Raw genomic sequence first — 26,695 nt, forward strand, 5'->3', positions numbered from 1 at the left:
CGTCATGGCGGGAAAGCCCCGGAATGGATTTAAGATATCCGGAAGATGGTCTCAACTTTTTTATTACAGGCGATTCTCCGTGAGTTCAGGTTTTCCACAATATCCGGTTTTTCTCCTGCCCCGATTACAAAGAGGCATCGTTTTTTCATTTTCTGCCTACGCCGTTTCTTCAATCGTTACCAATTCCAGTAAAAAGCCGGCAAAAAGTCAAATCAAAACGATCCGGGGTTTGACTCGAAATAGAATATGAGTCAATCTGGGGTTATTGTCGTTTTTTCCTGTTTTGTTTGTGTGCTGTCCGGTAAGGCCGGGCGCAGGGGGATCAAAGGATATTTCTTCCGGCGGCGGAAGATGTCGGAGAAGCGGGTAAAGTCTTTTTTGTACATGATGCCGACTCCTTGTGTCGTCAGGGCTTGCTTTAGAATCATATACATATCGTTGGCATGGTTGTAGGCCTTCAAGCGGATATCGCCGCTTGGCGTCAACAGATATTCGAGGTCGAACTCGCCGATGAAGGCATTTTTCTGGTTGTTTATCGTACTGTTCTTATATCCGAAGTTTCCGTTGAAGATAAGGCGGTTGTTCAGCAATTGGCTGGACAGCAGCATTTCTACTTCCGTATCTTCGATGCCGTCCTGGCTGGTCCGGATATTTGTACCGAGTTGCACTTTGTCGGTGAAGCTGTTCATGATACTGGATATCTGTGAGGAAAGAGCGGATGAGGCCACTGCGCTGAAATCGTTCGATTTATATTGTGCATTGTATTCCGGCGTATAGAATTTGTTCAAAACCAACAGATAAATGATTTGCCGGGTCATCATGTCTTCTGTATCGACCAAACTTTTGACCTGCCGTTGGAGCTCTTCGTTGGAACTCGGCAATTCAAGATCGAACGAGATAGTCGGATTCCGCAGCACACCGTCTAATTTCAATACACAATTGACCGGCGTATTGCGTCGGGAACTTTCGTATGTCAGGCTGGGGTCCAGGTCCTGTATGTTGGCTGTCACGTTATAGATGGCATTTACATTCATCGTTGCCTCGAAGGGATCTCCCCGGAAGTTGATAATGCTGCCATCCCGTATCTTAAAGTTTTTATGGATGAGTTGTTGCAGGCTGAAATTATAGTTCCCTTGTACGATCCCGATGTTTCCATACATGCGCAAGTCGGTTTTCGTCCCGTACTGTATCTGGAGGCTTCCGTTGCAGTTTCCTGTTATTTTGTCGCCTGCGATCGGGTCCATGATCAGTTCGATATCGGCATCAGGGGTGACATCGAGTAGGAAATTCATACGGAGTTCCGCCCCGTCGTCTTCGTTTTTGAAGATAAGAGGTTTAATGGAGTCGGCAGGCTGGGTAAGTGCCAGTTCGCGCAGTTCCTTTTTGTCGACGAAAGTAATAAAGTCGTATTCTGCCGCCGAAGAATTGTTCATGAAGTCGAGTTTGACGGATGTCTTGGGATCGCTTCGCATATTGATGTCGAAGTTGATCAATTGCCCGTTCCCTTTTATGGAGGCTGTCCCGGTCCCGAAGACGGTTCCGAATATCAGCGGGTTCTGTTTCTGGGGCGCGTCGAATACCAGCATATTGTTTGTCTGGACTCCTACGTCGAAACTGACATCCTTGAAATGCTTGTGATTGACGGTCAGGTTTACCTTTGCCGAGTTGCCGAACTTGTCATGCACCGTTACGTTACGCCCGATGATCGCTCCCGGAGTTAGGTGGATGGAGTCGGAAAAAGTATAGTAGGTGTTCAGATATTCGATACCCAGCCCGCCATCGAGCACGTAAGCGTCTCCCTCTACATTCAACGCTTTGAACGGCCCGTGCAGATGGACGTTGCCAAAACCGCGCCCTTGCATGTTCTTCGCTATGTTTTCGACGAAAGGCCGGAGGAAGGCGACGTCCAGATCGTTGGCTCCGAAGAAGAGCGACAGCCCGGCGTTTTTGCCGACGGGATATATGTAGCCGCTGACATCCGTCCAAGTCGTATCGTTCTTGTAGATACTGCCTAACATCAGAATGCCTTTTTGCTGGTCGTCCCATTCGCTGAAAAGGTTGAGGCGCCCTAATTGTACCTGGTTGAACGAGAAGTTTTGTACTTCGAGGTCGGTGTTCAGCATCCGGCTGCCGTACAGGTCGGTGATGTTGAAGGTTCCGGTAGCTTTTCCGGCAAATTGGAGCACCGGGATATTCAGGATGTCGAAGATGTAACTCAGCTCGACCTGTTTCAGGTCCAGCAACAGCGTATCGGCCGGATCTTTCGAAACCGTCCCTTCCATGTGGAGATATTCGGTTCCGTTGGAGACGGAAAAGTCTTGTATCCCGATCTTGCCGTCTGCAATGCTGATGGTAGACGGGGCGATGTGCCAGGTGGAATCGTTCAGGATCAGCGGGCTCTCGTTCAGCGAGATTTCCGTACGCAGTTTGGCCGGCCCTTTTTCCTGTTCTTCCTCGATGAAGAGGGTAGAGGCGGAGAGATCTGCTTTAAACAGGCGTTCTTTGTTGTTCGCCCAACCGATCTGCGTCTTTATCAGGTTGTCTTTTGCATCTACTTTCAGGTCCATGTAGTTGCGCAACCCTTTGGCATTGTAGTTGGTTACTTTGAGTTTCAGGTTTACCCTGTCTTCGGGATTGTCGCATGTCAGGTAACCGGATTCGAACATAGACTTGCCGATGTTGAATTTAGGCAGGTAGGTCTCGAAGCGGAAGCGGTTGTACTGGTTGTTGTAATGCCCCGTGATACGTCCCTGGTTCAGCATCGTAAAAGGCAGTTTCAAGGTGTTGGATATGGCTTCCGTATTTTCGATAGTCAGCAAGAGAGAGAAGTTGTTTTCCATCACCTTCTGTTTCTTTTGCGTGACGTTGATCAGAGCCGGGACATATCCTTTTAGCGTTTGCATAAGGCTGGGGACGATCGTCGTAAAGGAGTAAGCACCCGTCACCTCGCCGTTCAGGACGTCGGAGGTAATGGTCAGATGGCGGTCCAGTGAATGGCCTGTAGCCTCCACCTTGAATTTTTTCAGGAAAAAGCTGTCCTGCTTGGTCTTGAAGGAGAGGCTGTCGAGCGTAATGCTCCCTTCCAGGTTGTCGATATTGTTTCCCGTGAAGTCGGCATTCAGCGAGCAGGAGATGTCCGGAGCCTCGTATTTATTTGTCAGATGAAGGCTGTCCGGCCGGAAATGTTCCAGACGCGAGGTGAAGTTGAACATGGAATTCTTGCCCTCGTGCAGGAACAACCCTTCGGCATACAGTTTGCCGTTCGGATCGTCGATGTCCAGCACACCGTTGAACCCGTTTTTCTTGAAGTTGCCTGAGAGGAGTATGTTCTCGTATTTGTAGCCCTTGTATTCTAACTCGTCTATATTTGCCTTGATATTACCCGAAAACGACCCGTTGGCAGGACGGTGCGTGTCCAGCGTAAGGTCTAACTTGGCTGTCCCATACGGGTTACCGTCTGGAAAAAGCTCGTTCAGGTGCAGGGTGGAGGTGGAGAGGTGGCCCTTCAGGTAGGCGGCGATGTTCTTCTCCTTGTCGTTCCCGAATATCAGGTCGGTCTGGACGGAACCGATCGCCGACGAGAACTTGCCGAAAGCGACCAGGTTGTCGAAGAAACCGGAGATCTCGCCGGTAAAGTTGATCGTACCTAATTTGACGATCGCATCCGGCAGTTTGACCGGACGATCGTTGAAGTTGTTAGCCAGGCCTGAAACCCCTTCGGTCGTGATATACATCTTGTTGACCTGTCCGAAGATATAGGCGTCTTCCGGGTGCGTGATCCCTTTCATCTCCATCTTGCCGATGAAAAGCATCTTGTCGCTGTATTTCAGTGTCAGCCGTTTCAGGTCGATATTGTTTATGTAGCCCGATGCCTCGGCCGAAAGTTCGATGGTCTCCGAGAAATTGCGGAATGCCGGGACGAAGGCGGAGAGGTCTTTCAGGCAAATTTGCGAAGGTGCGATATTCAGTTCGACGGGCGAATGATCCAGCAAATCGGACGCACTAACTGCTTCACGGGTATGGATATGGGCGCGGTCTATTTTAAGGTTCGTTTCAGGCAGCTTGATTTCAAAGTTGTTAATGATCGCGCTGTCCTTGTTGGCTACGATGTTGAGCGACAGTTTGTTCAGCGAAAAGCCCGAAGCCTCGTCGAAACTCATCTTCTTGATGTTGGCATTGAGGCTGTCCTTGTTGAATGCCTTCATCGAGATCTTGGCACTTATGTTCCGGATGTCGATATGTTTGGCATTGAACTTTCCGGGAGTGGCGGCTGCATTCTTCACATCGTAACGGAAGTTGCCGCGGCGTATCAGGATCGAGTTGAAGCGCAGGTCGATATTGGATTGCTTTTTCACCGTGTCTTTGCTGGCGAAAGCGTCGATGACGAATTGCAGGTTCAGCTTGTCCGCCGGCGTTTCTTTGCTCAGGCTGACGGAGAAACCGAACAGGCGGACTGTCGAGAACACGATCCTGCCGTTCAGCAAAGGCAGGATTTCGAAACCTGCCGACACATGGTTGGCATCGAACAGCACGGCTCCGCTCTCATCTTCGAGATACAGGTTTTCCAACACCAGGCGGTTGAACCACTCGATGTCTACATTCCCGATCCGTACGGGCACACCTAAACGGTTGGATAATTCTGTCGTTGCCGCATTTGCCACTTTTTGCTGCACATAAGGAATGCGCAACAAGATGGCTGGAGTCGCGTAGAATATCCAGAACAGGGTGAGCAGGGTGATGATTATGTATTTAAGTCCTTTGATATCTTTACTATATTTAAGCACAAAACTACAACAATATCCCGATAGATTTCGTTAATTTGCACAAAAATTGAAACGAAGATATGAGTGTGACAATATTAGGAATCGAATCATCGTGCGATGATACTTCCTCCTCTGTAATACGCGACGGCGTGATGCTGTCGAATGTAATTGCCAGTCAGGCTGTTCACGAAGCCTATGGCGGTGTTGTTCCCGAACTGGCTTCCCGCGCACATCAACAGAACATTATCCCGGTGGTTGCTGAAGCGATCAAGCGTGCCGGTATCGATAAATCCGAACTAAGTGCCGTTGCTTTCACCCGGGGACCGGGCTTGATGGGGTCGTTGCTGGTCGGAACTTCCTTTGCCAAAGGCTTATCCGCATCGCTTAATATCCCGATGATCGAGATCAACCACTTGCAGGCGCACGTGCTGGCTCATTTTATCAAGGAGACGCCGGAAGACGATCATGCCCCTTCGTTCCCGTTCCTTTGCCTCTTGGTTTCGGGTGGAAACTCGCAGATCATCAAGGTGAATGCTTACAACGATATGGAAGTGATCGGGCAGACGATCGACGACGCCGCCGGTGAAGCGTTCGACAAATGCGCGAAGGTGATGGGCTTGGGTTATCCCGGCGGTCCTGTCGTGAACCGCCTTGCCAACGAAGGGAATCCGAAGGCTTTTACATTCAGCAAGCCGCATATCCCCGGTTACGACTATAGTTTCAGCGGATTGAAAACCTCTTTCCTTTATACCCTGCGCGATCAGTTGCAGGAGGACCCTGATTTCATCGAAAAGAACAAGCAGGATCTTTGTGCGTCCTTGCAGGCAACCGTTATCGACATCCTGATGAACAAATTGCGCCGGGCGGCGAAAGATCTGAACATTAAGGAGGTGGCCGTTGCCGGTGGCGTATCGGCTAATTCCGGCCTTCGGGATGCTTTCCTCGACCATGCGAAGCGTTTCGGCTGGAAGGTGCATATCCCGAAGTTCTCTTTCACGACAGACAATGCGGCGATGGTGGCCATTACCGGATATTATAAGTATTTGGATAAGCAGTTCTGCCCGATGGATGCCGTACCGTTCTCCCGGGTGCTTAATAAGTTGGGGTGATGAATATCGAGAATGAAATAGGAGAAATGCTCCGTTCCCGCCACCTGCTGATGGGAACGGCTGAAAGCTGCACGGGCGGATATATCGCCCATCTGATTACACGTGTGGCAGGTAGTTCCGAATATTTTAGCGGGGGTGTCGTATCCTACAGCAATGAAGTAAAACATCATGTGTTAGGTGTTTCGGCAGAGAGCCTGGCCCGGTATGGGGCGGTCAGCCGCCCGGTGGTGGAGCAGATGGCGTTGGGCGCTATCCATACGTTGGGTTGCGATTGTGCGGTTGCCACTTCCGGCATTGCCGGCCCCGGTGGCGGGACTCCCGAAAAACCGGTTGGAACGGTCTGGATCGCCGCCGCCCTCAAAGAAAAGGTCGTATCCGAATGCCATCATTTCGGAACGGAACGGGAAGAGAATATCCGCCTGGCGGCGGGGACGGCGTTGGAGATGTTGAAGAAATTGCTACAGGGATGATCTATAATTCATCAATCAATTCTCCTAATGATTTAGCCTTACGTCCGCCTCTTTTTCGTTTGAGCATTTCTTTCAATCCGGCATCGATCCCTGTTAGGATTTCTTCTTTATTGATCGTCTCTTCTTTGGCTATTTCTTTTTTAAGCTTAGAGTAGGCCTTTTGGAGTTTGTCTAATAAATCCATGTTATCAACTTCTGTTAATATGTCCCTAACTGTTAAAGATTTCCGTCTCTCTTTTGCCGTCTGCTTCAGCAGACGGTTTAAAAGATTTAGAGGCAAAGCCTCTTCCACTGTGGACTTCAGTCCCTTTTATCTATTGTATTTAAAGGGGTTAAAATCCACAGCGGAACCGGCAAAGCCGGAACAATCACCTTCCGTCTGCTGAAGCAGACGGCAAAAGAGAGGCTGCGGCACGAGGCTTGCTTCACTTGATGCGCAATCTCAAAGAAGCAGGCGGTATCGGCCATCCCCAAAGAGCCGTCAGGCTCTATTTCCGGCCTAAGCTGGTGAGCGTTAAGCGCAGAGACCGCAGTGAGCGCCCGGAGCGTCTGCTGTTTGAGCGAAGCGAGTTTCAGACGCGACAGCGAACGAAGGGAACGGAGTAGCGAAGCAGGTTCGGCTTTGGGGGATGGGATGGATTGGATCAGGCGGAATAGTTGTTCGGTGGTGGCAACGTCGGTTTTATAGTATTTGCCATCGGAGGAAAGCATTTTCAGTTGTAAGATTTCAGCGTACAACTGGCTTCCCCCCTTTGATAACTTCCGTTTCAGGTCGCTCCAATAGCGGCGTGGATTATCACTGTCCCATACGGTACGCACTTTTCTTTCTTCAAAGATTTTGATTGCATTTTGTTGTGTCATGTCTGTAGTTTTAAAAGGTTTGGAAACAAAGGTAATCATTTTATTGTAAATAGACTGATGTGCCTGTTTTTCATTCGGGATTGAAACACCCGGTGTAAAAGACCCGGCCATTCTCCTGGTTCGTTTGATTAGTGACGCTGAATTGCGGAAATGCCTGTTCCATCCGCTTTGCCAGCGTGTCTCCCAGCGGGGCATATAAACTGTCGGCAGTTGCATTATGAGGGAGGCTGCCGAAGTAGCAGAGGTGGTTTTCGTTACTGAACAGGTCGGCGCCCAGCCAGCAGTTGCGGATGCGCCATTCGCCGGAATCGGGCAGGGCGACGTAGAGGTTGAGGCTGTCTGCCTGTATCATCAGGTTCAGCGGAGCGTTCGGGTCGAATGTTTTGCGCAGGCGATCCTGGTCGGGGAGCAGGTAGTTTTGTCTGTTCCGCTGTATCCGGGCGACTTCTTCCAATAGCTTTTTACTGTAGCTGGCAACCCAGATTCCCTGATATCGGTAATAACCGAAGAAGTGGTTGCCTGCCTCCGGATAATAGGTGAAAGTAATGTCTTCTTTAACCTGCTTTTGTGGAGCAAATGCGCCGAAAGCCTTTTGCAACGTGTTCTTTTCGATCCGTCCGATCGTTTGCCCGTCTGCCTGCATATACAATACGACACCCTGCGGATGGAAGGAGAAAAGCATCGGAGGAAGATCCGGATTGTTCCGGATAACGGAAAGGTAGATCTCCGGAATTTTGGAGGCGAAAGCTGCATGTTCACGCTCGCGGGATAAAATGTATTTGGCAAAGGCGGAAGGCCGGTTTACGCGTAGCACGGCATCCGATTCCGGAGCGACCAGCATATATAAATCAGTCCGCACAGCCTTTTTCTCTTTTTGCATTTTGCCCAAAAAGAACCAGACTGCCACCAGTGTAGCGAGAGCAGCTATAACGAATGTCACTATTTCCCGCTTGTCAGCTTTCATAATGCGTTATGTTTTCTTGGGGTTCAGGAAATATTTGCACCAGGGTTTAAGGCCGCACTCTTCACATTTAGGCTTGCGGGCGATGCAGGTGTAACGTCCGTGCAGGATCAGCCAGTGGTGGGCGATCGGGATTTGTTCTTCCGGGATGTTTTTTACCAGTTCTTTTTCTGTTTCCAGCGGAGTCTTGCTGTTGTTTGTCAACCCGATGCGGTTGGCGACGCGGAATACGTGCGTGTCGACCGCCATCGCCGGTTTGTTGTAAACGACCGAAGCAATGACGTTTGCCGTCTTGCGCCCTACGCCGGGCAGCTTTTGCAGTTGGTCGATCTCTGACGGAACCACGCCGTCGAAATCGGACATCAGCATCTTCGCCATGCCGACCAAATGTTTCGATTTATTGTTGGGATAAGAGACGCTCCGGATATATTCGAAGATCACTTCAGGGGTGGAAGCGGCCATGACTTCGGGGGTGGGAAAATCCCGGAAGAGGGCGGGAGTGATCATATTCACACGCTTGTCCGTGCATTGGGCGGACAGGATCACGGCAATAAGCAGTTGATACGGATTGTCGTAATGCAGTTCCGTTTCGGCAACCGGTACGTTTTCGTTGAACCAGTTTAAAACCCCTTTATATCGTTCTTCTTTACGCATATCTTATTTAATGAGTGTCATTGCATTTTTACCAAGAAGCAATCCTAAGAATACGGCTAACAGTCCTAACAGGTTACTGGCCAGGATATTCAGGAATGCCAGTCTGTACTCGCCGGTTTTCATCAGCGACATTGTATCTAATGCAAACGAAGAGAATGTGGTGAATCCGCCGAACAGTCCGGTGAAGAGGAAAACTCTTGCGTTGGCAGAGATATTACAGTATTCGGCTATGCTCCAACAGAAGCCGATCAGAAAAGAACCGATCACATTGACCGAAAGTATCCCGAAAGGGAAGGAGTGTAGCATCGAACGCTGTACCCACGTGGAAACTCCGAAGCGGAACAGAGTGCCGATTGCCCCTCCTGTTATAAGCAGTAAAACCTTTATCATAACCATTTACATTTTTAGTGTGTTTTTCCCCGGGCTGGTTAAGGACCCGGGGAGATGGTAAATGATTTAGGTTCTCAACTTAATTGGCTGACTCAAACTGTCTCAGGAAACGAACGTCGTTTTCAGAGAACATGCGTAAGTCTTTTACTTGGTATTTCAGGTTTGTTATACGCTCGATACCCATTCCTAATGCATAGCCGGAATATACTTTGCTGTCGATACCACAGTTTTCAAGTACATTCGGATCTACCATGCCGCAACCGAGGATTTCTACCCAGCCGGTTCCTTTACAGAACGGGCAGCCTTTTCCTCCGCAGATATTACAAGAAATATCCATTTCGGCAGAAGGTTCGGTGAACGGGAAATAAGATGGGCGCAAGCGGATTTTCGTATCTGCGCTGAACATTTCTTTGGCGAAGAACAGTAAAGCCTGTTTCAGGTCGGCGAAAGAAACGTTTTTGTCCACATACAAGGCTTCTACCTGATGGAAGAAACAGTGTGCGCGATAGGAGATCGCTTCGTTACGATATACACGTCCCGGGCAGATGATACGGATAGGAGGCTCTTGGTTCTCCATGACACGTGTCTGTACGGAAGAAGTATGTGTACGAAGCAATACGTCCGGATTATGTTGGATAAAGAACGTATCTTGCATGTCGCGGGCAGGGTGGTCTTCTGCAAAGTTCAGAGAAGAGAACACATGCCAGTCGTCTTCGATTTCCGGCCCTTCAGCAATGCTGAATCCTAAGCGTCCGAAAATGTCGCAGATTTCTTTCTTTACGAGTGAAAGCGGATGGCGGGTTCCTAATTCGATAGGATAGGCTGTACGGGTGAGATCGATGTCATCGTTCGTTGTCTGTACATTCTCAAAGCTGGCTTTCAGCTCGTTTATTCTATTTTGGGTTGCCTCTTTCAGTTTGTTGAGGTGCTGGCCGACTTCACGCTTCTGATCTGCCGCCACGTTGCGGAAATCGTTCATCAGCAAAGATATTTCACCTTTTTTGCTGAGGTATTTAATGCGTAATGCTTCCAGTTCTTCAGCGTTTGCCGCTTTCAGGTTCTCCACTTCCTTAAGCAGAGCGTTAATCTTATTGATCATTTCTAATCATTTTTATTTTCAACGTGCAAATTTACTCCTTTCTTTGAATACTGCAACCGATTACGGCGGGTTTTTTTGAAAAAAGAGAGGCAACTGCCCGCTTTTTATCAGAAATTGTAAGCTACGCCGATGCCTAAAACCTCTTTGAACTGAACTTTGGCGCCGTGTTTTTCGCCTTCATCATTAAAGGTTTTCACGTCGTTGTCGTATTTGAGCGTGGTGTTGAGCGTGGCACTGAGGTATTTGTTAATCTTCATGTTGATCAGGACATCCCAGTTCACGTCCACATTGCCGAACTGCTTGTCGTAGGGAGTGAAAAAGTCCACGCTTGTGATCAGATTCACGTTTTCCATGATTTTTTGTTCTGCTTTTGCCTTGATATAAGCTCCGATCTCCGCCCTGAAACGGTCACCGGGATCGACGCCGAACGCACCTTCATTAGACAGATAGTCGTCTTCCACAAATGTCAGTTTTCCTGCAATCGGGGAGAGGTAGAGGGAATAATTGCTTTTCGGACGGAAATCCATACCTAAAGAAATATTGGAATAAGCGGGGGCGAAGAATTTGGAGATATAATGCGATTTGTCCGGATAATTATAACCTTTATAGAACTGGGTGTTGAGGTCGGCCATCGCCGTGTAATACCATTTTTCGCTTGCCTGGTAGCCTAACTGGGTGGAGAAGGCGATCTTGTCGGATGTTTTTTGTACGCCCTGTGATTTGGTTTTCGTCAATCCGTAGTCCAGTCCGAGATTGCTGATCCATAGCCAGTTCCCGCTTTTATGCGTAAGCGAACCATTCAGATAGGCATTCCCGGCAAAGGAGTTTTCGCCACCGGCGGACCAATTGCTGACGGCTGTTTGTGACATATTTATACCTGTGATACCTTTCAGCACCCATTTTCCATCTTCATAACCTTTATCATCTGTCTGGCTATAGCCGGCAATGCTTCCCATTGCGAGCGCTACTGTTAAAAATATACGTTTCATATCAATTCTGTGTTTTTTTAAAGTTGTAATTAATTAAAGACGTTTTTTATAAAAACAGGTAGCGCCCGCATTTGTTTACCCGGAACTCACAGAATCAAAGTTACGGCTGGTTTGGCAAATGATGGTTTATTTTATTTCGAACGATATAGTCTTTCGATTACCCTGGTTGTCGATTAATGCCAGGCGGTGTTTGCCGGGGGAAGCGGAGCAGCTGATCTGGTGGTGGTCCGTCGTTTCACCGATATAAGTGTCGTCGAGATGCCAGTAGAGGATGGCATCCGGACGGGCGTGGGCGGCTTTGAACACGAATTTCTCCCGTTTGCCGGAGAAGCCTTTCGGAAGATATAGGATGGCGTTATGTTCCGGATAGATCAGTTCGATCTGGCGGCCCAGGTCTTCGCCGCATCCTGGTTTCACAGGGGGCAGAGGCGCATAGTCGATATGATAGTTCCGGTAATAATATTCTTCGGAAGGAGGCAGTACGAACCACGGACGGGTGATCATCCGTTCGACCGACTCGCATGAGCTGTTCACCCGGAAACGGCTGTCCGCAGAAAGATGGACAAGCCGGTGGTAGGGGCAAACCTCCGTATTGTCGGCAGAACGAGGCATATAGAGCGTGTCCACCCGGTCGCAGATCGCAGAAGCCTTGTGTCCGCTCAGACGGCAGACCGCCATCGGTTCGAGTTCGTCGTAAGGCATGTCGAACCAACCGCTTCCCGGAAGAAGCGAGAACAGGTCGAATAGGACGGGAGCGGCATTGCCCACGCCAGTCAGTCCCGGCCGGCCTTCTCCCGAAGCGTTCCCCACCCATACGCCCACCGTATAGCGCGGAGTCGTCCCGATCGCCCAGGCATCCCGTCCGCCATAGCTCGTTCCCGTTTTCCATGCGACCTGCTTCATGGAGCCGAACTGTTGCCAGTCCGCTTCCTCTTCGGGGCGGTTCAGGGCCGACATCGCTTCGAAGGTGAACCAGATGGCGGCGGCGGAGAGGAGCGGCTTGTCCGTTAGCCTTTTGTCTGCGACAGAGCGGACCGGATCGGCCGGGGGAGCCGGGAAAGGGGTGAGTGGATGAATATCCGCCGGATTATACCGCCCGTTGTAAGGCCGGTAATGTGCGAGCGTACGCGCCAGGGAAGCGTACATGCCGGTGAGGTCCCATAACGTCCCTTCGGCTCCTCCTAAGATCAGCGAAGCCCCGTAATGCTCTTCGGAAAAGCGGAGCGTGGTCATCCCTGACTTTTTCAGCAGCGACATGAACCGTCCCGTGTTGTAGGCCGAAAGCATCCGTACCAGCGGGACGTTGAGCGAACGTTCGATCGCCCGGTGTGCCGGGACTGCTCCGTAGAAAGTCTTGTTGTAGTTTTGTGGTGAGAATCCGTTTATGTTAAGAGGGACATCGGAGACGAGCGTACCCGGCAGCAATTGTCCCTCGTGCAGCATCGCCGCATACAGGAACGGTTTCAGGATGCTGCCTGTGCTGCGGGGTGAGGTGATGATGTCGACTTGGTTTCCCCGGCGGGCATCCGCCCGGAAGGTGACGTTCCCGGCGTAGGCAAGCACCTCTCCGGTTTCCGTGTCGCTGATGATGGCGGCCAGGTTGTGGATATGGTTGGAACTGTAGTCGCGGGCATACCGGTTGACAATCTCCTGTGTCTGCCGTTGCAGCATCCGGCTGACGGAAGTCGTGATCCGTGTTCCCGGCTTACCGGCGGCCAGCCGTTCGAGCAGGTGAGGCGCGTCGTCGGGGAGTGGAACCGGCGCTTCGGGGAGCGGCTCCATCAGCGCCAGGTCGCAGGTCGTTTCATCCAGCAATCCGTTTTCCTTTAAAGCGGTCAGGAGTTTGTCGCGTTTAGCTTTCAGTCGTTTCCGGTTGCGTCCGGGATGAATCAGGGCGGGGGAGTTGGGCAGCACGGCAAGCGTTGCGCTTTCGGCCCACGACAGTTCGGCGGCGCTCCGTCCGAAATAGCGCCAGGCAGCCGTTTCGATGCCTACGACATTTCCGCCGAACGGCGCGTGCGAGGCATAGAGGTTCAGGATTTCATTCTTGCTATAGGCCGTTTCCAACAGGAACGCCCAACCTGTCTCGACTATTTTTTCATACAGGGTGCGGTCGCGATTGCCCCGTGCGATGCGCGCCAATTGCATGGTGATCGTGCTTCCTCCGCTCACGATTTTGCCCCGGCGCAGGTTGGTCCGCATGGCCCGGACTACGGCTACCGGGTCTACTCCGGGATGCCGGTAGAAACGTTTGTCCTCGTATGTCAGCAGACAATTCACGAATTTGCCGGGAAGGGTGTCCGCCGGAGGAAAACGCCATTGCCCGTCCGGTGCGATCCTTGCTCCTAACAACTGGCCGTCGGAAGAATAGAGCAGGGTGGAACAGGCCTCCGGAAAGAGTGTCCGGGGGCCGGTAAGATACAGGATTATTCCTGTCAGCAGCTTTATGAAAAATAGAAGAAACATTGCCTTTTCCTCGATTTTGTTGAAAAATGAATTTAATGTACGAAGATAGTGGATTCCGGTAGAATCGGGTTGTTCTTTTAGGTAAAAATCGAAATCGGTGTCTGAAACGAATTCTTTTCATCGGAACTTTTTGCCTTTAGGGACCTTATTGTATTGATTGAAAAATATACATTAGTCCAAATCGAAACTACTATACCGTCTATTTTGATTTTCTACCCCATATAATTCGAATTTCTTGCAATGGTAATATTTTTTAAGAAACAGGCTTTTCGTGCAAATAATTGCTACATAGTTGGTTAGATGCTAATGGCGTTTTTCGGGGACTTATTGTCTATTTTAATAATTTCAACGCTGCTTTTTGATACCTCCTGACTGAGGGCATAGCAGTCGGATAAAGTGTCCAATAAATGGACAGCGGTGTCTAATTTTTTGACACTATTGCCGGTTTGATCTGTTTTTATATTGTTGATTTATTGGCGTTTAATTAGAATGGCACGTTTTTTGTATTTTTGAAGGTGAAAAATAAAACTGTAGTATTATGAAGACTTTGTTACACAACTTTTCCGGTGCGTTGCGGCGGTTCAGGTTACCGACAGCCTTAAATCTGATAGGGATGTCTGTTGCTTTTGCCGTATTCCTGATTTTGATGATGCAGGTGACGTATGAATGGGGATTCGACCGTTTCCATAAGCATGCCGATCGCTTGTACCGGCTTGAGATCACACATGGGGAGTATGGGGCGCAAGCCTGTCTGAGCCGTCCGCTGATCGAGGCGTTCACCGCTTCGTCGCCGCATATAGAGAAAGGAGCGTTCCTGAACGGGTTTGTCGATAAAGAGAATGTGACGGTCGAGCATAACGGTGAGCGTAGGCCCTTCTTGGAAATCCTATACCCCGTTTCCGCCGATTACGCAGACGTATTCGAGTTTACCATGATAGAAGGCGAACGCCGTGCCTTGGACATCGCGGGCCAGGTATTGATCCCGCAAAGCATGGCCCGGAAATTCTTCGGCACATCGTCCGTATCGGGCAAGGAGATCATCGGCGAGGGCTGGACCGCCACCGTCGGTGGCGTCTATAAGGATTTTCCTGATAATTCGATCGTCAGGAATGCCATCTACCGGAAAATCCCGGACAGTTACGGCAAAGGCGGCTGGACACAGAATAATTTCGAATGCTATATCCGCCTTGATAATCCGGCTTCCAGCAATGGATTGATCGACAACTTCAAGCGAAACTTCCACCATGAGCAGTTGACTTGGGAGACGATGGACTTGCGGTTGACCGCCCTTCCCGATGTCTATTTCGAGACGGATTGCAGCTTCGACACCCAGAAACAGAAAGGTAGCTATGCGTTGATGCGTTTGTTGTCGGGCATAGCCTTGTTGATCGTCGTGATCGCCGCTATCAATTTTGCCAACTTCAGCAATGCGCAGGTTCCGATGCGGGTTAGGAGCATCAACACGCAGAAGGTTTTGGGCGGCTCTGTCGGGACGATCCGCTTCTCGTTGGTTTTGGAGGCTGTCGGGATTTGCCTGTTGGCTTATCTGTTGGCTTTGTTTTATGTGTATAATCTTTCTCTGACTTCGTTTGCAGATATTGTGGTCGGCGGGCTATCCTTGGAAGGCAGGCTTCCGTTGGTCATCGGGGCAGGGGTGTTTGTCATCCTGATCGGGGTGGGGGCGAGTTACTGGCCTGCACGATATATCACTTCGTTTCCGCCGGCCTTGGTGCTGAAAGGCAATTACGGTTTGTCCCCGAAAGGGAAAATGCTGCGTAATTGTCTGGTGTGTTTGCAATTTATTGTTTCCTTTATCCTGATCATCGGGGCTTTGTTTGTAAACCTGCAAAACAGGCAAATGCTTCGTATGCCGCTCGGATTTGATAAGGAGCAGGTGGTCGTGGCCGATAACCTGACAAACAAATTGAAGGGGCAACCGGAACTGATCCGGCAAAAATTGGGAGGAATACCGGATATCGAGTCTGTCTCTATGGTTTCGCATCTGATCGGGGCGACAGATAATTATACCCGTATGGGGCGTTCCCATAAAGGCGAAATGATTAACTATCTGACGATTCAAGCCGATCCTTCGATCTTGGAGGTGCTGGGCGTCAAACCGACTGCCGGACGCAACTTCCAGCCGGAAGACGACCTCGGTGACGGTGTCTATATCTTCAACGAGATGGCACGTAAGGAATATGGCTTCGAGCCGGGCGACCTTCTCTCCTTGGATAAGACTTACGACTGGGGTGAAACCCACATACGCGAGAAGATAGCCGGCTTTATGCCGGACTTGAAGTACAACTCTTTCAAAAGCATCACGGAGCCGTTTGCCTTCTATGTCGGCAAGAATCAAATAGTCGGTTCACTTTCTCAATTGATGGTTCGTACCCGTGCCGGCGCCGACTACGCGAACCTGAAAACAGCACTTGCCGCATCCCTCCGCGAGATAGACCCCGATTACCTGCCAAGCCTAAGCCTTTTCGACGAGATGCAAGACTATCTCTACGAAAAGGAACTCCGTGCCGGCCGGCAGATCACCTTTTTCAGCCTGGTGACGGTTTTGATCTCCCTGATCGGCGTGTTCGGAGTCGTGATGCTCGAAAGCGAATATAGACGGAAAGAAGTAGGTGTCCGGAAGGTTTTCGGTGCAACGGTCGGCGAATTGTTGCGTCTTTTTAATAAGGCGTATTTGCAAATCACGACGGCTTGTTTCGTTGTGGCTGTTCCGGTCGCTTATTATACAATAATCCGTTGGCAGGAAAGTTTTATATATAAGGTGAATCTTTCGTGGTGGATTTTTTTGCTGGCGTTTGTGTCGGTAACGGCCATAACGCTGTTGACTGTTTCGGTTCAGAGCTGGCGTGTAGCGAATGCGAATCCGGTCGACAGTCTTAAAAGTGAATAAAATAAATAAGTAGGTATGAAAACGATTTTACGAAATTTCATTAGTGTGCTCCGTCGGTTTAAGACGGCTTCTGTTTTGAATGTGTTGGGGTTGAGCATTGCTTTTGTGGCTTTTATGCTCATTATGATGCAGGTGAATTATGATTATACGTTCGATTGCAGCCATCGGAATGCAGATGCTATCTTCCGGGTGGATATCGTGCATGGAAGTAAGGGATCACAAGCTATTATCTGCCGTCCGTTTGCACGGGCGTTTACCGAATCGTCTCCCCATATAAAAGGCGGATGTCTTTTGAGCGCCTGGGTGGGTAGCCCTTTCTTCTATGTCGAGCAAAACGGGCAGCGGACGGGGTATCGGGAAAATGCCTGGGAGGTGACTCCCGGACTTTTGGACGTAATCCATTTCGATATGCTTGAAGGAACCGCCCAGGCTTTGGATGAACCGGGTAGCGTGATTCTTCCGGAAAGTATGGCGAAGAAGATTTTCGGGAATGAATCGGCTGTCGGCAAACAACTTATTGTTCCCGACACTGAGATGAATGCACAAATCGTAAAAGGTGTATATAAGGATTTTCCACGTAATTCGGTTTTACAAAACGTGATGTACGCGGCTATGAATCCGAAGGAAAACTATGATAACTGGGGGAACTGGAATTATTTTTTCTTTGTCCGTCTCGACGATCCGGTCAATAAGGAGAATGTCCTGGATAATTTCAGGAATAATTTTAATGCGAAAGAAGTCTTTGGCAATGAGTTCGAATGGGGAGAAGAGAATAGCTTTGATCTTCGTCTGACCTCTTTGCCGGATGTCCATTTCCTGAATAACGTGGATTTCGATTCGATGCCGAAAGCGAGCCGCCAGACGTTGCTTGTGCTTTTCTCCATCGCTTTTGTTATCATTATTATCGCCGGTATCAATTTTACCAATTTCAGCACGGCGTTGACCCCTATGCGTATTAAGAGTATCAATACGCAGAAGGTATTGGGCAGTTCCGACCGCATGTTGCGTGGGAGCTTGTTGGCAGAGGCGATTTGCGTCAGTATGTTTGCTTATCTGCTTTCTCTTCTTTTCTTATACATAGTACCGAAAACTCCGGTGGCCTCGCTGGTGGATGCCGATATGTCGTTCGGGGCACAGCCGATGATCATAGCCGGTACGGCGGTGATCGCGGCGATCGTGGGCGTATTGGCCGGTCTTTATCCTTCCTATTATGTCACCTCTTTCCCGCCGGCATTGGTGTTGAAAGGAAGTTTCGGCCTCTCGCTTGCCGGACGCCGGATGAGGAGTTTGCTGGTCGGTATTCAGTTTGTGGCTTCTTTCATCCTGATTATCGGTTCTTTGTTTATGTATCTGCAAAATTATTATATGCAAAATGCGCCGTTGGGCTACGACAAGGAGGAGATGATCATCGTGCACCTGAATGGTAATATCAATAAGAACCGGGATGCTTTCACGAATCAGTTGAAATCGTTCTCTGGTGTGGAGGACGTGACTTACTCCCAGTTTCTGCTTTCAAGTCAGGACCAGTATATGGGATGGGGGCGTGACTATAATGGAAATAAAATAAACTTCCAGTGTCTTCCTGTTTCTTCTTCTTTCCTGAAGGTGATGGGCATAGAGGTCAAAGAAGGCCGCGATTTCCGTCCGGAAGACGATCAGAAGGAGACAGGCTGCTATATATTCAACGAAAAGGCGAAGGCTCAGTACGACTTGAAGTTGAATGACAATATCAACGGTTCCGAGATCATCGGTTTTATCCCGGATATCAAGTTCGCCTCTTTCCGCCAGGAGGTTACTCCGATGGCGTTCTATCTATGGGGCAAATACCAGTGGGGGCAGGAAGACCACTATTATAATGCCGCCTATGTGAAGTTTAAGACCGGAAGCGATCTCCGCGCCGGGATGGAACATGTGCGCGAGTCGCTTGAGAAGTTCGATTCGGAGTATCCTTTCGTGGTCCGCTTTTATGATGAAGTTTTGCAGCATACCTACGAAAAGGAATTGAAGATCGGTTCTTTGATCACTTTGTTCAGTCTTGTCGCTATCTTCATCTCGATTGTGGGCGTGTTCGGCCTTGTCGTGTTCGAGAGCGAATACAAGCGGAAGGAGATCGCCGTGCGCAAGGTGTTGGGATCGACGACGGGAGAGATCTTGTATATGTTCAACGTGAGCTATTTCTGGATTTTGCTGATATGCTTTGTTCTCGGCGCTCCGGTCGCCTGGTACGGCGTCCATCGTTGGTTGGAGAACTTCGCTTACCGTACGCCGATGCATTGGTGGGTGTTGCCGCTGGCTTTCCTCATCGTAGGTGTGATCACGGCTATAACGGTGACATACCAGAACTGGCATGTCGCTAACGAGAATCCGGTAAAAAACATAAAATCAGAGTAATTAAAGAATTAAGAGGCAAGAATTAAAACATAAAATCATAAATCAAAAAAGTCATGATAAAAATCGAAGGTTTAAGTAAGTTTTTCCGCACGGAAGAGGTGGAGACGATTGCATTGAATAATGTTTCCCTGGAAGTGAAAGATGGCGAGTTTGTCGCTATCATGGGGCCTTCCGGCTGTGGCAAGTCTACATTGCTGAATATATTAGGGCTGCTGGACAATCCGACATCGGGCGATTATTACTTGGCAGACAAGGAAGTCGGGCATCTCAAGGAGAAGGAACGTACACAGGTCCGCAAAGGCAACATCGGTTTCGTGTTCCAGAGTTTCAACCTGATCGACGAACTGAACGTGTTCGAGAACGTGGAACTCCCGCTTACCTACCTGAAGGTGAAAGCCGCCGAGCGTAAGCAGATGGTGAACGATATCCTGAAACGCATGAACATCAGCCATCGCGCGGGCCACTTCCCGCAGCAACTCTCCGGAGGTCAGCAGCAACGTGTAGCCATCGCCCGTGCCGTGGTCTCCAACCCCAAGATCATCCTCGCCGATGAGCCGACCGGTAACCTGGACTCCAAGAACGGTGCGGAAGTGATGCAACTCCTGACCGAGTTGAACCGTGAGGGGACGACAATCGTCATGGTGACCCACTCCAAGCACGATGCCAGTTTTGCCCACCGGATCATCAACCTGTTCGATGGTAGCATCGTCTCGTCGGTGAACGAGTTTATCTGAATAGCGGTTCCTGTAAAATAGGGTTGCCATTGAGGACCATCTAATAAAACTAATGGAGATGAAAACGATTCTAAGAAATTTCCTAAGCGCGTTGAGAAGGTTTAGGCTGGCTACGACCTTAAACGTAGTCGGATTGTCGGTCTCTTTTGCGGCTTTTATCATAATCATGATGCAGGTTCGCTACGAGCGTACGTTCGACAGTTGCCATCCGAACATTTCGCGTATTTACCGCGTCGAGGTGGATGTGAAGGACTATAAAGGACTGATCATCCATAGCCGCCCGTTTATTGATGCGGTGATTGCATCGTCGCCTCTGATCGAGCGTGCGACTTTGTATTGCCCTTATACCGGCGACTACTATTTTACGATTATGCAGGGGCAGGACAAAGTGGGTTTTAAAGAGTCTTTCATTACCTGTTATCCTGAAATCACGGACATGTTCCGTTTCGAGATGCTGGAAGGGAGAGCCGATTGCCTCAAAGATGGCGAGAATGTGCTGATCCCGGAAAGCATGGCACGTAAGTTTTTCGGCCATGACCCGGCGGTCGGGAAGCGGCTGAATATGGAGGAAAGCATGTGGGGTAAGAAAGCTAATGGTTTCCTGGTCGTAGGAGGCGTGTATAAAGATTTTCCCGGCAATACGCAACTGAATAACATCATTTATACGGCTCTGAACGATGACAAGACGAAGGATAGCTGGATCAGCCGGAATTACTATTGCTATGTCATGCTGGCCCCGGACGCTTCTCCCGCGACAGTGGCCGAAAATTTCAGCCGCACGTTCGATTTCAGCAAGAGCCATGAGGGGGACGAAGATGTGCAAATATCGCTCCGTCCATTCGAAGATATCTATTACCTCAACGAGTCTCAGGATGGCAACCTGGTCAAGAGCGGCAACCCGGAGACAACCCGGCTGCTGGTGGTGATCGCCTTTCTGATCATTGTCGTGGCAGCTATCAATTTTACAAACTTCAGCACTGCGTTGACACCTTTGCGGATCAAGAGCATCAATACGCAGAAAGTGTTGGGAAGCCCGGATGCGGTTTTACGCCTGTCGCTCCTGGTGGAGGCGATGGGGATCGCTTTTCTTTCATTCCTGTTGTCCCTGTTCCTGATTTATCTGCTGAACCGTCCCGAAATACTCGCTTTTGTGAAGGCGGATCTGACGTTGGCCAATAATGTGGAGTTGCTGGTGTCGGTCGGCGCGTTGTCATTGGTAGTGGGATTGATTGCAGGTTTATATCCGGCATATTATATCACTTCGTTCCCGCCTGCATTGGTTTTGAAAGGATCGTTCGGGCTGTCGCCTGCCGGACGCAAGCTGCGTACGGTATTGATGGGGTTCCAGTTTGTGGTGTCGATCGTCTTGATTATCGGGGCTTTCTTTATCTACCTGCAAAACCGGTATATGCAGCATTTCCCGCTTGGGTTTGACAAAGACCGTATTGCCGTCGTGGAGTTGAACGGGAAGATGGAGGGTGAGAGCAAGGGTCTGTATGTCAATAAGCTGAAAGAATATCCGGGGATAGAGGACGTCGCCTTTTCCCAGCAGAAGTTAGGCGCTCAGGATCGTTATATGACGTGGGGAGGAAGCTATAAGGATCAAGGCGTACAGCTCGACGCTCTGCCTGTGTCGTGGAATTTTATAGATGTGATGGGGATGCAACGCACGGACGGACGGCAATTGACGGAAAGCGATGAAAAGGGGGAGAAAATGACGTTTATCGTTTTCGACTCCATGCGTAAGCGGTACGATATGAAAGATGGAGATTCCTTTATCATTCCCTGGCTGGGTGAGGACTATCCCATCGAGATCGCCGGTTCGGTGAAGGATACGCATTTCTCTTCGCTTCGGGGCAACCTGGAAGGCGGCGTGCTGATCATTAATTATTGGGGGTCGCTGCCGGTCTCTTATATACGCATCAAAGCCGGGGCCGACCTGGCGGAAGCGGTCAGCCATATCCGTAAAACAGTGGCGGAGATCGATCCGGCTTATCCGGTGGATGTGCAGTTTTACGATACCATACTCGACAGCCTTTACCGGCAGGAAGAGAACCTGAGCATGATGGTATTCCTGTTCAGCCTGCTGGCGATCATCATTTCGCTGGTAGGTGTGTTCGGCCTGGTTGTGTTCGAGTCGCAGTACCGGAAGAAAGAGATCGGTATCCGTAAGGTGCACGGTTCGACTGTCGGCGGCATATTGGAGATGTTGAGCAAACGCTATGTCGCCATAGTCTTGATCTGTTTCGTTCTGGCTGCTCCGCTTGCCTGGTACGGCGTGACAAAGTGGTTGGAGGGTTTTGCCTATAAGACGCCCCTCTATCTGTGGGTGTTTGTAGCCGCTCTGTTTGTCGTGATGGTCATAACACTGGCAACCGTCATTTTCCAAAGTTGGAAAGCTGCTACAGCTAATCCGGTCGAAAGCATTAAGAACGATAACTGAAATATTTAGGTGTGGTTATCCTGTTTTTAACAGGGCAATCGCACCTGAATATATCCTTGTATGTCTGTGAAGTTGTTCCTATAGATGCCTGTCGCTTCCCGAAAAGGTCGGCATCGGTTGCCGGATAGATGCCTACCTTTTTGCTGCTACCCTATAGGCTTTTCCCGGACAGGCTAAAGGCTGTATTTTTTAGCCTATAACCTATATTTTACGGGACAGGAACCAATCCGATCCCTTATATGACAAAAACAGAAAACAGGGTTCACGGGCTGGTAAAAGGCTAATGGCCAGCGATTTGTTGTGAAGGCTGTGAAACCGGTTTACGATCATCCAATCCTATCGATCAATCCCGCCTTTTTTTAATCTTGCATTCACAGGGTTCACAGCAACATGCTGATCTACAGAGTCCTCCGGACAGTGTGAACCCTGATTAAATAAAATAGCCAGAGGGTATTTAGAGGATAATCTAAGAATATTTGAACCTGTAAATGATGATTTATGGGTGAGCAAACAGACAAGGCAGCGTCTTGTGCCGCAGGCTCTCTTTTGCCGTCTGCTTCAGCAGACGGATAGATGATTGTTCCGGCTTTGCCGGTTCCTCTGTGGGGTTTACCCCCTTTTAATACAATAGATGAAAGGGACTGAAGTCCACAAAGGAAGAGGCTTTGCCTCTAAATCTTTTAAACCGTCTGCTGAAGCAGACGGCAAAAGAGAGCCTGCGGCATAAGGCGCAGCTTTGTCTGTTAGCTCACTGATAAATCATTATTTATGTTTCAAATCTGCCAAGAAGTGAACCATTTATGCAATGGAATATTTTGGTGAGGTTGCCATCGTTTTTTAGATGAAAATAAAATAACTTTCAGAATAAAATCATACCTTTGGAGCAATCTAAATTTAATAGACCATGATCAATAGAAGAAACTTTTTGAGAAATGCGTCCCTGTTTACGTTGGGTGGCCTGATGGCCGGTAAAGTAGGGAATGCCGTTGCAGCGCAGCCTGCGACATCTGCCGCTTCCGAAGCGATGGCAGCTAAGAATATCGGTTTGCAAATCTATTCTTTAGGCGACGAGCTATACAAGGATGTTCCGGGAGGAATGAAGAAATTGAAAAAGATGGGTTATCAGACCATTGAACTTGCCGGTTATGGTAAAGGTAAGATCCGTGATATCGAATTGATGGACTTTAAGAAGATGGCGGATGATGCCGGTATTAAGATCCTGAGTTCGCATGTAAATCCTCCTGTCCGCGAATATACGAAAGACAATCTGAATACAATAAAGGAATTCTGGAAAAAGACGGCTGACGACCATGCCAAGTTAGGTGTGAAATATCTGGTCCAGCCCGGTCAGCCCAGTACCCGGAATGTGGAAGAAACGAAATATGTCTGTGAAGTCTTCAATGAAGCAGGAAAGATCGTGAAAGCAGCCGGTATTCCGTTCGGTTACCATAACCACGATATGGAGTTTGCGAAAGTGGTTCCCGGCGGTACGGAAATGAAGTTCGGACGCCATAACAAAGGCGAAAAGGTGTATGACATCTTCCTGGCAAATACCGATCCGTCATTGGTATTCTTTGAGATGGACGTTTACTGGGCGGTTATGGGCCAGCAAGACCCGGTCGAGTATATCAAAAAATATGCAGACCGTATCAAAGTGCTCCACATCAAGGACCGCTACGTCTTAGGAGATTCCGGCATGATGAATTTCGAACAGATCTTCAAGCATTTTTATGCGAACGGTTATAAAGACTTTTTCGTTGAAATGGAAGGAACCGATAGCGGCAAGCAGTTCGAAGGCGTGAAAAAAAGTGCCGGTTACCTGCTGAAATCTTCATTTGTAAAGTAAGTAGACGCAGAAGCATTAATAGAGTAGATGCGTATGACGCGAATAATGCGGATTTTATAATTTGTTTATCCGCGTTATCCGTGTCATTCGCGTCTACCTTATAACGCCTCTTTTATCTTTTCAACCATATCCTGGTATTCCGCATCCGTCAAGTACACTTTTTGCGGGTTCATGGTGAATGTTCCTCCAAAATCAGGGCCTCCTTCATATTTCGGGGCCAGGTGGAAGTGAAGGTGCGACAGCTTATCCGAATAAGCGCCGTAATTAATCTTCTGCGGATTGAACACTTTCTGCATCGCACGGGTCACCCGTACGACATCGGCCATAAATGCGTTCCGCTCTTCATCGCTAAGCATGTTCAAGTCGTGCACATGGTCTTTGTAGGCAACCAGGCAACGCCCGTGATAGCTTTGTTCTTTAAACAGGAACAGTCTGGATACCGAGAGGGGAGCAATTTCGATCATCAGATCGTGTAAAGTCTGATTGTTCTGGCAATACAGACAATCTTTGGGATCACTTAAATTCATATTTTATTAGATTTCATTAATGATGCGGCTAAATTAACAATTAAAATGGAGATTGGGAGAGGTATGCCACATTTATTGTAGAAAAAATACACGGACTTCTACACTCTTTCCCACGTTTTGCGGTTTGGCATCCGGTGAGATGCTGCTTTTTTACCCCTTATTTTGTAAGCTCTGGAATACTTTCTCATGTTTTTGGCACGCTGTTGTGGTACGATCCTTGTACTTATTTGATCAGATTGAATAAAGGTTTTAGTAATCACTTAGGTATTAACTTTTAAATTGTTAGAGTCATGAAAAAGATTGTTTTAATGGTTGCAGTAGCAGCATGTGTGGCATTCGCATCACAAAGTGTACAGGCATCAGCAGTACAGGCATCAGTTGAAAACGTAATGCAGGATGATTTCGTGAAAATCGAGGTTAAAGAACTTCCTCAAGCCGTACAGGATGCGATTGTCAAGTCTTACGAGGGCAGCACAGTGAAGGAAGCCTATGTTGCCGGTGCCGATGGCGCCAAGAAGTACAAAGTCGTGCTTGCCGACAAAGATCAGAAGGAACAGACGGTTGTTCTGAATGAGCAGGGCGAGGTAATCGAATAATATGTATCTATCTCCCGATACTGTTTTTCTAATAAAACTTTAAGAAGAGTTAGTAAAACTTATCGACACATAAAGCTGTTCTGTCTGCGAAGATAGAATGGCTTTTTTTATATATTAATTAGATTTATTTTCATCTTGTTAGACGTGAGAGTTCGAATAATTCATATCTTCGCTTCTCTAATCAATCGCTGTGTATATAGCAAATGGAAATATTTATTATTATTGGTCTTATCTTATTGAACGGCCTTCTTTCTATGTCGGAAATTGCTTTGGTGTCGGCACGTAAAGCGCGCCTCGAAGTAGAAGCAAAACGTGGTAACAAATCTGCTAAAACAGCTTTGAAGCTGGCAAACGAACCGGATCGGTTTCTTTCGACTATCCAGATCGGGATTACGCTTATCGGCATTTTGACCGGTTTGTATTCGGGCGAGGCTTTTGCGTCTGACTTGGCAGAACACGTGCGCCATGTCCCTTTTCTGGAACCCTATGCACTGGGAGTCTCGAAAACTACGATTGTCGTGATCGTCACCTATCTGACACTGATCATGGGCGAGCTGGTCCCTAAACGTATCGGTATGGGCTATGCGGAGCGGGTGTCGATGCTGGTTGCCAAACCTATGAATTTTCTCTCGCTGATCGCCTCGCCTTTCGTGTGGCTGTTATCCAAGAGTACGGCATTGACCGTCAAACTGATCGGAACCGATGCGACTGAGGAAAACAGGGTGACGGAAGAAGAGATCAAAGCGATTGTCAAAGAGGGCTTTGATGTCGGCGAAGTGCAGGAAGTCGAGCAGGACATCGTGGAACGTGTGTTTAATCTGGGCGACCGTAATGTCGGTTCTATCATGACACATCGTAGCGAACTTGTATGGTTGGACCTGACGGACAGCATCGAGCAGATACGCGGGAAAGTACAGGAAAATCTATTCAACATCTATCCGGTTGCCGCCGGAAAGTTTGACGATATAAAAGGCGTCGTTTATCTGAAAGACTTGTTCGGTCGTATCGACGAGCCGGATTTCTCTTTGTCCCAGGTGATACGTCCTGCGGAGTTTATGCCGGAAAACCAGAGTGTGTATAATGCGTTGGAACAGTTCAAGCAGGCGCGTGTGAAATATGGCATCGTCACGGACGAGTTCGGAGGCATCCAGGGGATTGTTACTCTGAAAGATATCATGGAAGGTCTGATCGGGCAGGTTCCCGATGTGGGGGAAGAGGCCGAGATCGTCGAGCGGGCTGATGGAACCTGGCTGGTGGACGGGCAGTACAGTTTCTATGACTTCCTTGAATATTTCGACATGGAAGATTTGTATGCCGAGCACGACTATAATACGCTCAGCGGCCTGATCCTGGAGATTCTGGAACGGGTTCCGAAGACCGGCGAGAAATTGAGCTGGCTGAACTTCGAATTCGAGATCGTCGATATGGACGGTGCTCGTATAGATAAGGTTTTGGTAACCAGGATACCGCAAAAAGAATAAACCGGCG

Annotated in this window: 18 protein-coding genes and 1 pseudogene; 9 read left to right on the forward strand and 10 right to left on the reverse strand. The window is 48.9% G+C overall.

The window, feature by feature from the left end:
* Nucleotides 1-251: 251 nt before the first annotated feature.
* Nucleotides 252-4,733 carry a translocation/assembly module TamB domain-containing protein gene (locus H8S65_RS12990; protein WP_222616288.1) on the reverse strand — a complete coding sequence of 1,494 codons (4,482 nt, stop codon included), beginning with the start codon at nt 4,731-4,733 and terminating at the stop codon, nt 252-254.
* 110 nt (nt 4,734-4,843) lie between these two features.
* On the opposite strand from H8S65_RS12990, the gene tsaD reads away from it, so the two are divergent.
* Entirely contained in the window at nt 4,844-5,872 is a 1,029-nt protein-coding gene (tsaD, locus tag H8S65_RS12995; protein ID WP_186930382.1) for a tRNA (adenosine(37)-N6)-threonylcarbamoyltransferase complex transferase subunit TsaD, read from the forward strand.
* Nucleotides 5,872-6,342 (forward strand): CinA family protein, encoded by a 471-nt coding sequence (locus H8S65_RS13000; RefSeq protein ID WP_186930383.1) that lies wholly within the window; start codon nt 5,872-5,874, stop codon nt 6,340-6,342. The genes tsaD and H8S65_RS13000 overlap by 1 nt, the downstream gene beginning before the upstream one ends.
* 1 nt (nt 6,343) lies before the next feature.
* Here the strand turns inward: H8S65_RS13000 and H8S65_RS13005 are convergent, their stop codons facing one another.
* The 8 genes and pseudogenes from H8S65_RS13005 to pbpC form a co-directional block, all read right to left on the reverse strand.
* Nucleotides 6,344-6,634 carry a hypothetical protein gene (locus tag H8S65_RS13005; RefSeq protein ID WP_303140711.1) on the reverse strand — a complete coding sequence of 97 codons (291 nt, stop codon included), beginning with the start codon at nt 6,632-6,634 and terminating at the stop codon, nt 6,344-6,346.
* A gap of 311 nt (nt 6,635-6,945) precedes the next feature.
* Nucleotides 6,946-7,203 (reverse strand): annotated as a pseudogene (locus H8S65_RS13010) (BRO-N domain-containing protein); the annotation flags it as partial.
* 70 nt (nt 7,204-7,273) lie between these two features.
* Nucleotides 7,274-8,167: a hypothetical protein gene (locus H8S65_RS13015; RefSeq protein ID WP_186930385.1), complete on the reverse strand. Its 894-nt coding sequence runs from the start codon at nt 8,165-8,167 to the stop codon at nt 7,274-7,276.
* A gap of 6 nt (nt 8,168-8,173) precedes the next feature.
* On the reverse strand, nt 8,174-8,818 hold the full coding sequence (gene nth, locus H8S65_RS13020; RefSeq protein WP_186930386.1) for an endonuclease III: 645 nt from the start codon (nt 8,816-8,818) through the stop codon (nt 8,174-8,176).
* A gap of 3 nt (nt 8,819-8,821) precedes the next feature.
* Complete coding sequence (crcB, locus tag H8S65_RS13025; protein ID WP_186930387.1) at nt 8,822-9,208, reverse strand: fluoride efflux transporter CrcB; 387 nt, start codon at nt 9,206-9,208, stop codon at nt 8,822-8,824.
* 79 nt (nt 9,209-9,287) lie between these two features.
* On the reverse strand, nt 9,288-10,307 hold the full coding sequence (gene pheS / locus H8S65_RS13030; protein WP_008155519.1) for a phenylalanine--tRNA ligase subunit alpha: 1,020 nt from the start codon (nt 10,305-10,307) through the stop codon (nt 9,288-9,290).
* 107 nt (nt 10,308-10,414) lie between these two features.
* Nucleotides 10,415-11,296 (reverse strand): DUF3078 domain-containing protein, encoded by an 882-nt coding sequence (locus H8S65_RS13035; protein ID WP_186930388.1) that lies wholly within the window; start codon nt 11,294-11,296, stop codon nt 10,415-10,417.
* Nucleotides 11,297-11,422: 126 nt separating this feature from the next.
* Nucleotides 11,423-13,762: a penicillin-binding protein 1C gene (gene pbpC / locus H8S65_RS13040; protein ID WP_186930389.1), complete on the reverse strand. Its 2,340-nt coding sequence runs from the start codon at nt 13,760-13,762 to the stop codon at nt 11,423-11,425.
* A 538-nt stretch (nt 13,763-14,300) separates the two neighbouring features.
* Here pbpC and H8S65_RS13045 point away from each other — a divergent pair.
* From H8S65_RS13045 to H8S65_RS13065, 5 genes are all read left to right on the forward strand, one after another.
* On the forward strand, nt 14,301-16,670 hold the full coding sequence (locus H8S65_RS13045; RefSeq protein ID WP_186930390.1) for an ABC transporter permease: 2,370 nt from the start codon (nt 14,301-14,303) through the stop codon (nt 16,668-16,670).
* Between the two features lie 15 nt (nt 16,671-16,685).
* Nucleotides 16,686-19,061, forward strand: a complete 2,376-nt coding sequence (locus H8S65_RS13050) for an ABC transporter permease (protein WP_186930391.1) — start codon at nt 16,686-16,688, stop codon at nt 19,059-19,061.
* Between the two features lie 53 nt (nt 19,062-19,114).
* Nucleotides 19,115-19,795 (forward strand): ABC transporter ATP-binding protein, encoded by a 681-nt coding sequence (locus H8S65_RS13055; RefSeq protein WP_186930392.1) that lies wholly within the window; start codon nt 19,115-19,117, stop codon nt 19,793-19,795.
* A 58-nt stretch (nt 19,796-19,853) separates the two neighbouring features.
* Nucleotides 19,854-22,238: an ABC transporter permease gene (locus tag H8S65_RS13060; protein ID WP_186930393.1), complete on the forward strand. Its 2,385-nt coding sequence runs from the start codon at nt 19,854-19,856 to the stop codon at nt 22,236-22,238.
* A 904-nt stretch (nt 22,239-23,142) separates the two neighbouring features.
* Nucleotides 23,143-24,084: a sugar phosphate isomerase/epimerase family protein gene (locus tag H8S65_RS13065; RefSeq protein WP_186930394.1), complete on the forward strand. Its 942-nt coding sequence runs from the start codon at nt 23,143-23,145 to the stop codon at nt 24,082-24,084.
* A gap of 98 nt (nt 24,085-24,182) precedes the next feature.
* On the opposite strand, the gene H8S65_RS13070 is transcribed toward H8S65_RS13065, so the two are convergent.
* Nucleotides 24,183-24,611, reverse strand: a complete 429-nt coding sequence (locus tag H8S65_RS13070; RefSeq protein ID WP_186930395.1) for an HIT family protein — start codon at nt 24,609-24,611, stop codon at nt 24,183-24,185.
* Nucleotides 24,612-24,919: 308 nt separating this feature from the next.
* On the opposite strand from H8S65_RS13070, the gene H8S65_RS13075 reads away from it, so the two are divergent.
* Both H8S65_RS13075 and H8S65_RS13080 read left to right on the forward strand, forming a co-directional pair.
* Complete coding sequence (locus H8S65_RS13075) at nt 24,920-25,207, forward strand: hypothetical protein (RefSeq protein WP_255489201.1); 288 nt, start codon at nt 24,920-24,922, stop codon at nt 25,205-25,207.
* Nucleotides 25,208-25,410: 203 nt separating this feature from the next.
* On the forward strand, nt 25,411-26,688 hold the full coding sequence (locus H8S65_RS13080; RefSeq protein ID WP_186930397.1) for a hemolysin family protein: 1,278 nt from the start codon (nt 25,411-25,413) through the stop codon (nt 26,686-26,688).
* Nucleotides 26,689-26,695: the final 7 nt, after the last annotated feature.

It is taken from the genome of Parabacteroides hominis, assembly GCF_014287585.1.
GTDB classification, from domain to species: Bacteria; Bacteroidota; Bacteroidia; order Bacteroidales; family Tannerellaceae; genus Parabacteroides; species Parabacteroides hominis.

Coding starts and splice junctions, on each gene's coding strand:
- tsaD (WP_186930382.1), top strand. CDS start 4,844: ATGAGTGTGACAATATTAGGAATCGAATCATCGTGCGATGATACTTCC.
- H8S65_RS13000 (WP_186930383.1), top strand. CDS start 5,872: ATGAATATCGAGAATGAAATAGGAGAAATGCTCCGTTCCCGCCACCTG.
- H8S65_RS13015 (WP_186930385.1), bottom strand. CDS start 8,167: ATGAAAGCTGACAAGCGGGAAATAGTGACATTCGTTATAGCTGCTCTC.
- nth (WP_186930386.1), bottom strand. CDS start 8,818: ATGCGTAAAGAAGAACGATATAAAGGGGTTTTAAACTGGTTCAACGAA.
- crcB (WP_186930387.1), bottom strand. CDS start 9,208: ATGATAAAGGTTTTACTGCTTATAACAGGAGGGGCAATCGGCACTCTG.
- pheS (WP_008155519.1), bottom strand. CDS start 10,307: ATGATCAATAAGATTAACGCTCTGCTTAAGGAAGTGGAGAACCTGAAA.
- H8S65_RS13035 (WP_186930388.1), bottom strand. CDS start 11,296: ATGAAACGTATATTTTTAACAGTAGCGCTCGCAATGGGAAGCATTGCC.
- pbpC (WP_186930389.1), bottom strand. CDS start 13,762: ATGTTTCTTCTATTTTTCATAAAGCTGCTGACAGGAATAATCCTGTAT.
- H8S65_RS13045 (WP_186930390.1), top strand. CDS start 14,301: ATGAAGACTTTGTTACACAACTTTTCCGGTGCGTTGCGGCGGTTCAGG.
- H8S65_RS13050 (WP_186930391.1), top strand. CDS start 16,686: ATGAAAACGATTTTACGAAATTTCATTAGTGTGCTCCGTCGGTTTAAG.
- H8S65_RS13055 (WP_186930392.1), top strand. CDS start 19,115: ATGATAAAAATCGAAGGTTTAAGTAAGTTTTTCCGCACGGAAGAGGTG.
- H8S65_RS13060 (WP_186930393.1), top strand. CDS start 19,854: ATGAAAACGATTCTAAGAAATTTCCTAAGCGCGTTGAGAAGGTTTAGG.
- H8S65_RS13065 (WP_186930394.1), top strand. CDS start 23,143: ATGATCAATAGAAGAAACTTTTTGAGAAATGCGTCCCTGTTTACGTTG.
- H8S65_RS13070 (WP_186930395.1), bottom strand. CDS start 24,611: ATGAATTTAAGTGATCCCAAAGATTGTCTGTATTGCCAGAACAATCAG.
- H8S65_RS13075 (WP_255489201.1), top strand. CDS start 24,920: ATGGTTGCAGTAGCAGCATGTGTGGCATTCGCATCACAAAGTGTACAG.
- H8S65_RS13080 (WP_186930397.1), top strand. CDS start 25,411: ATGGAAATATTTATTATTATTGGTCTTATCTTATTGAACGGCCTTCTT.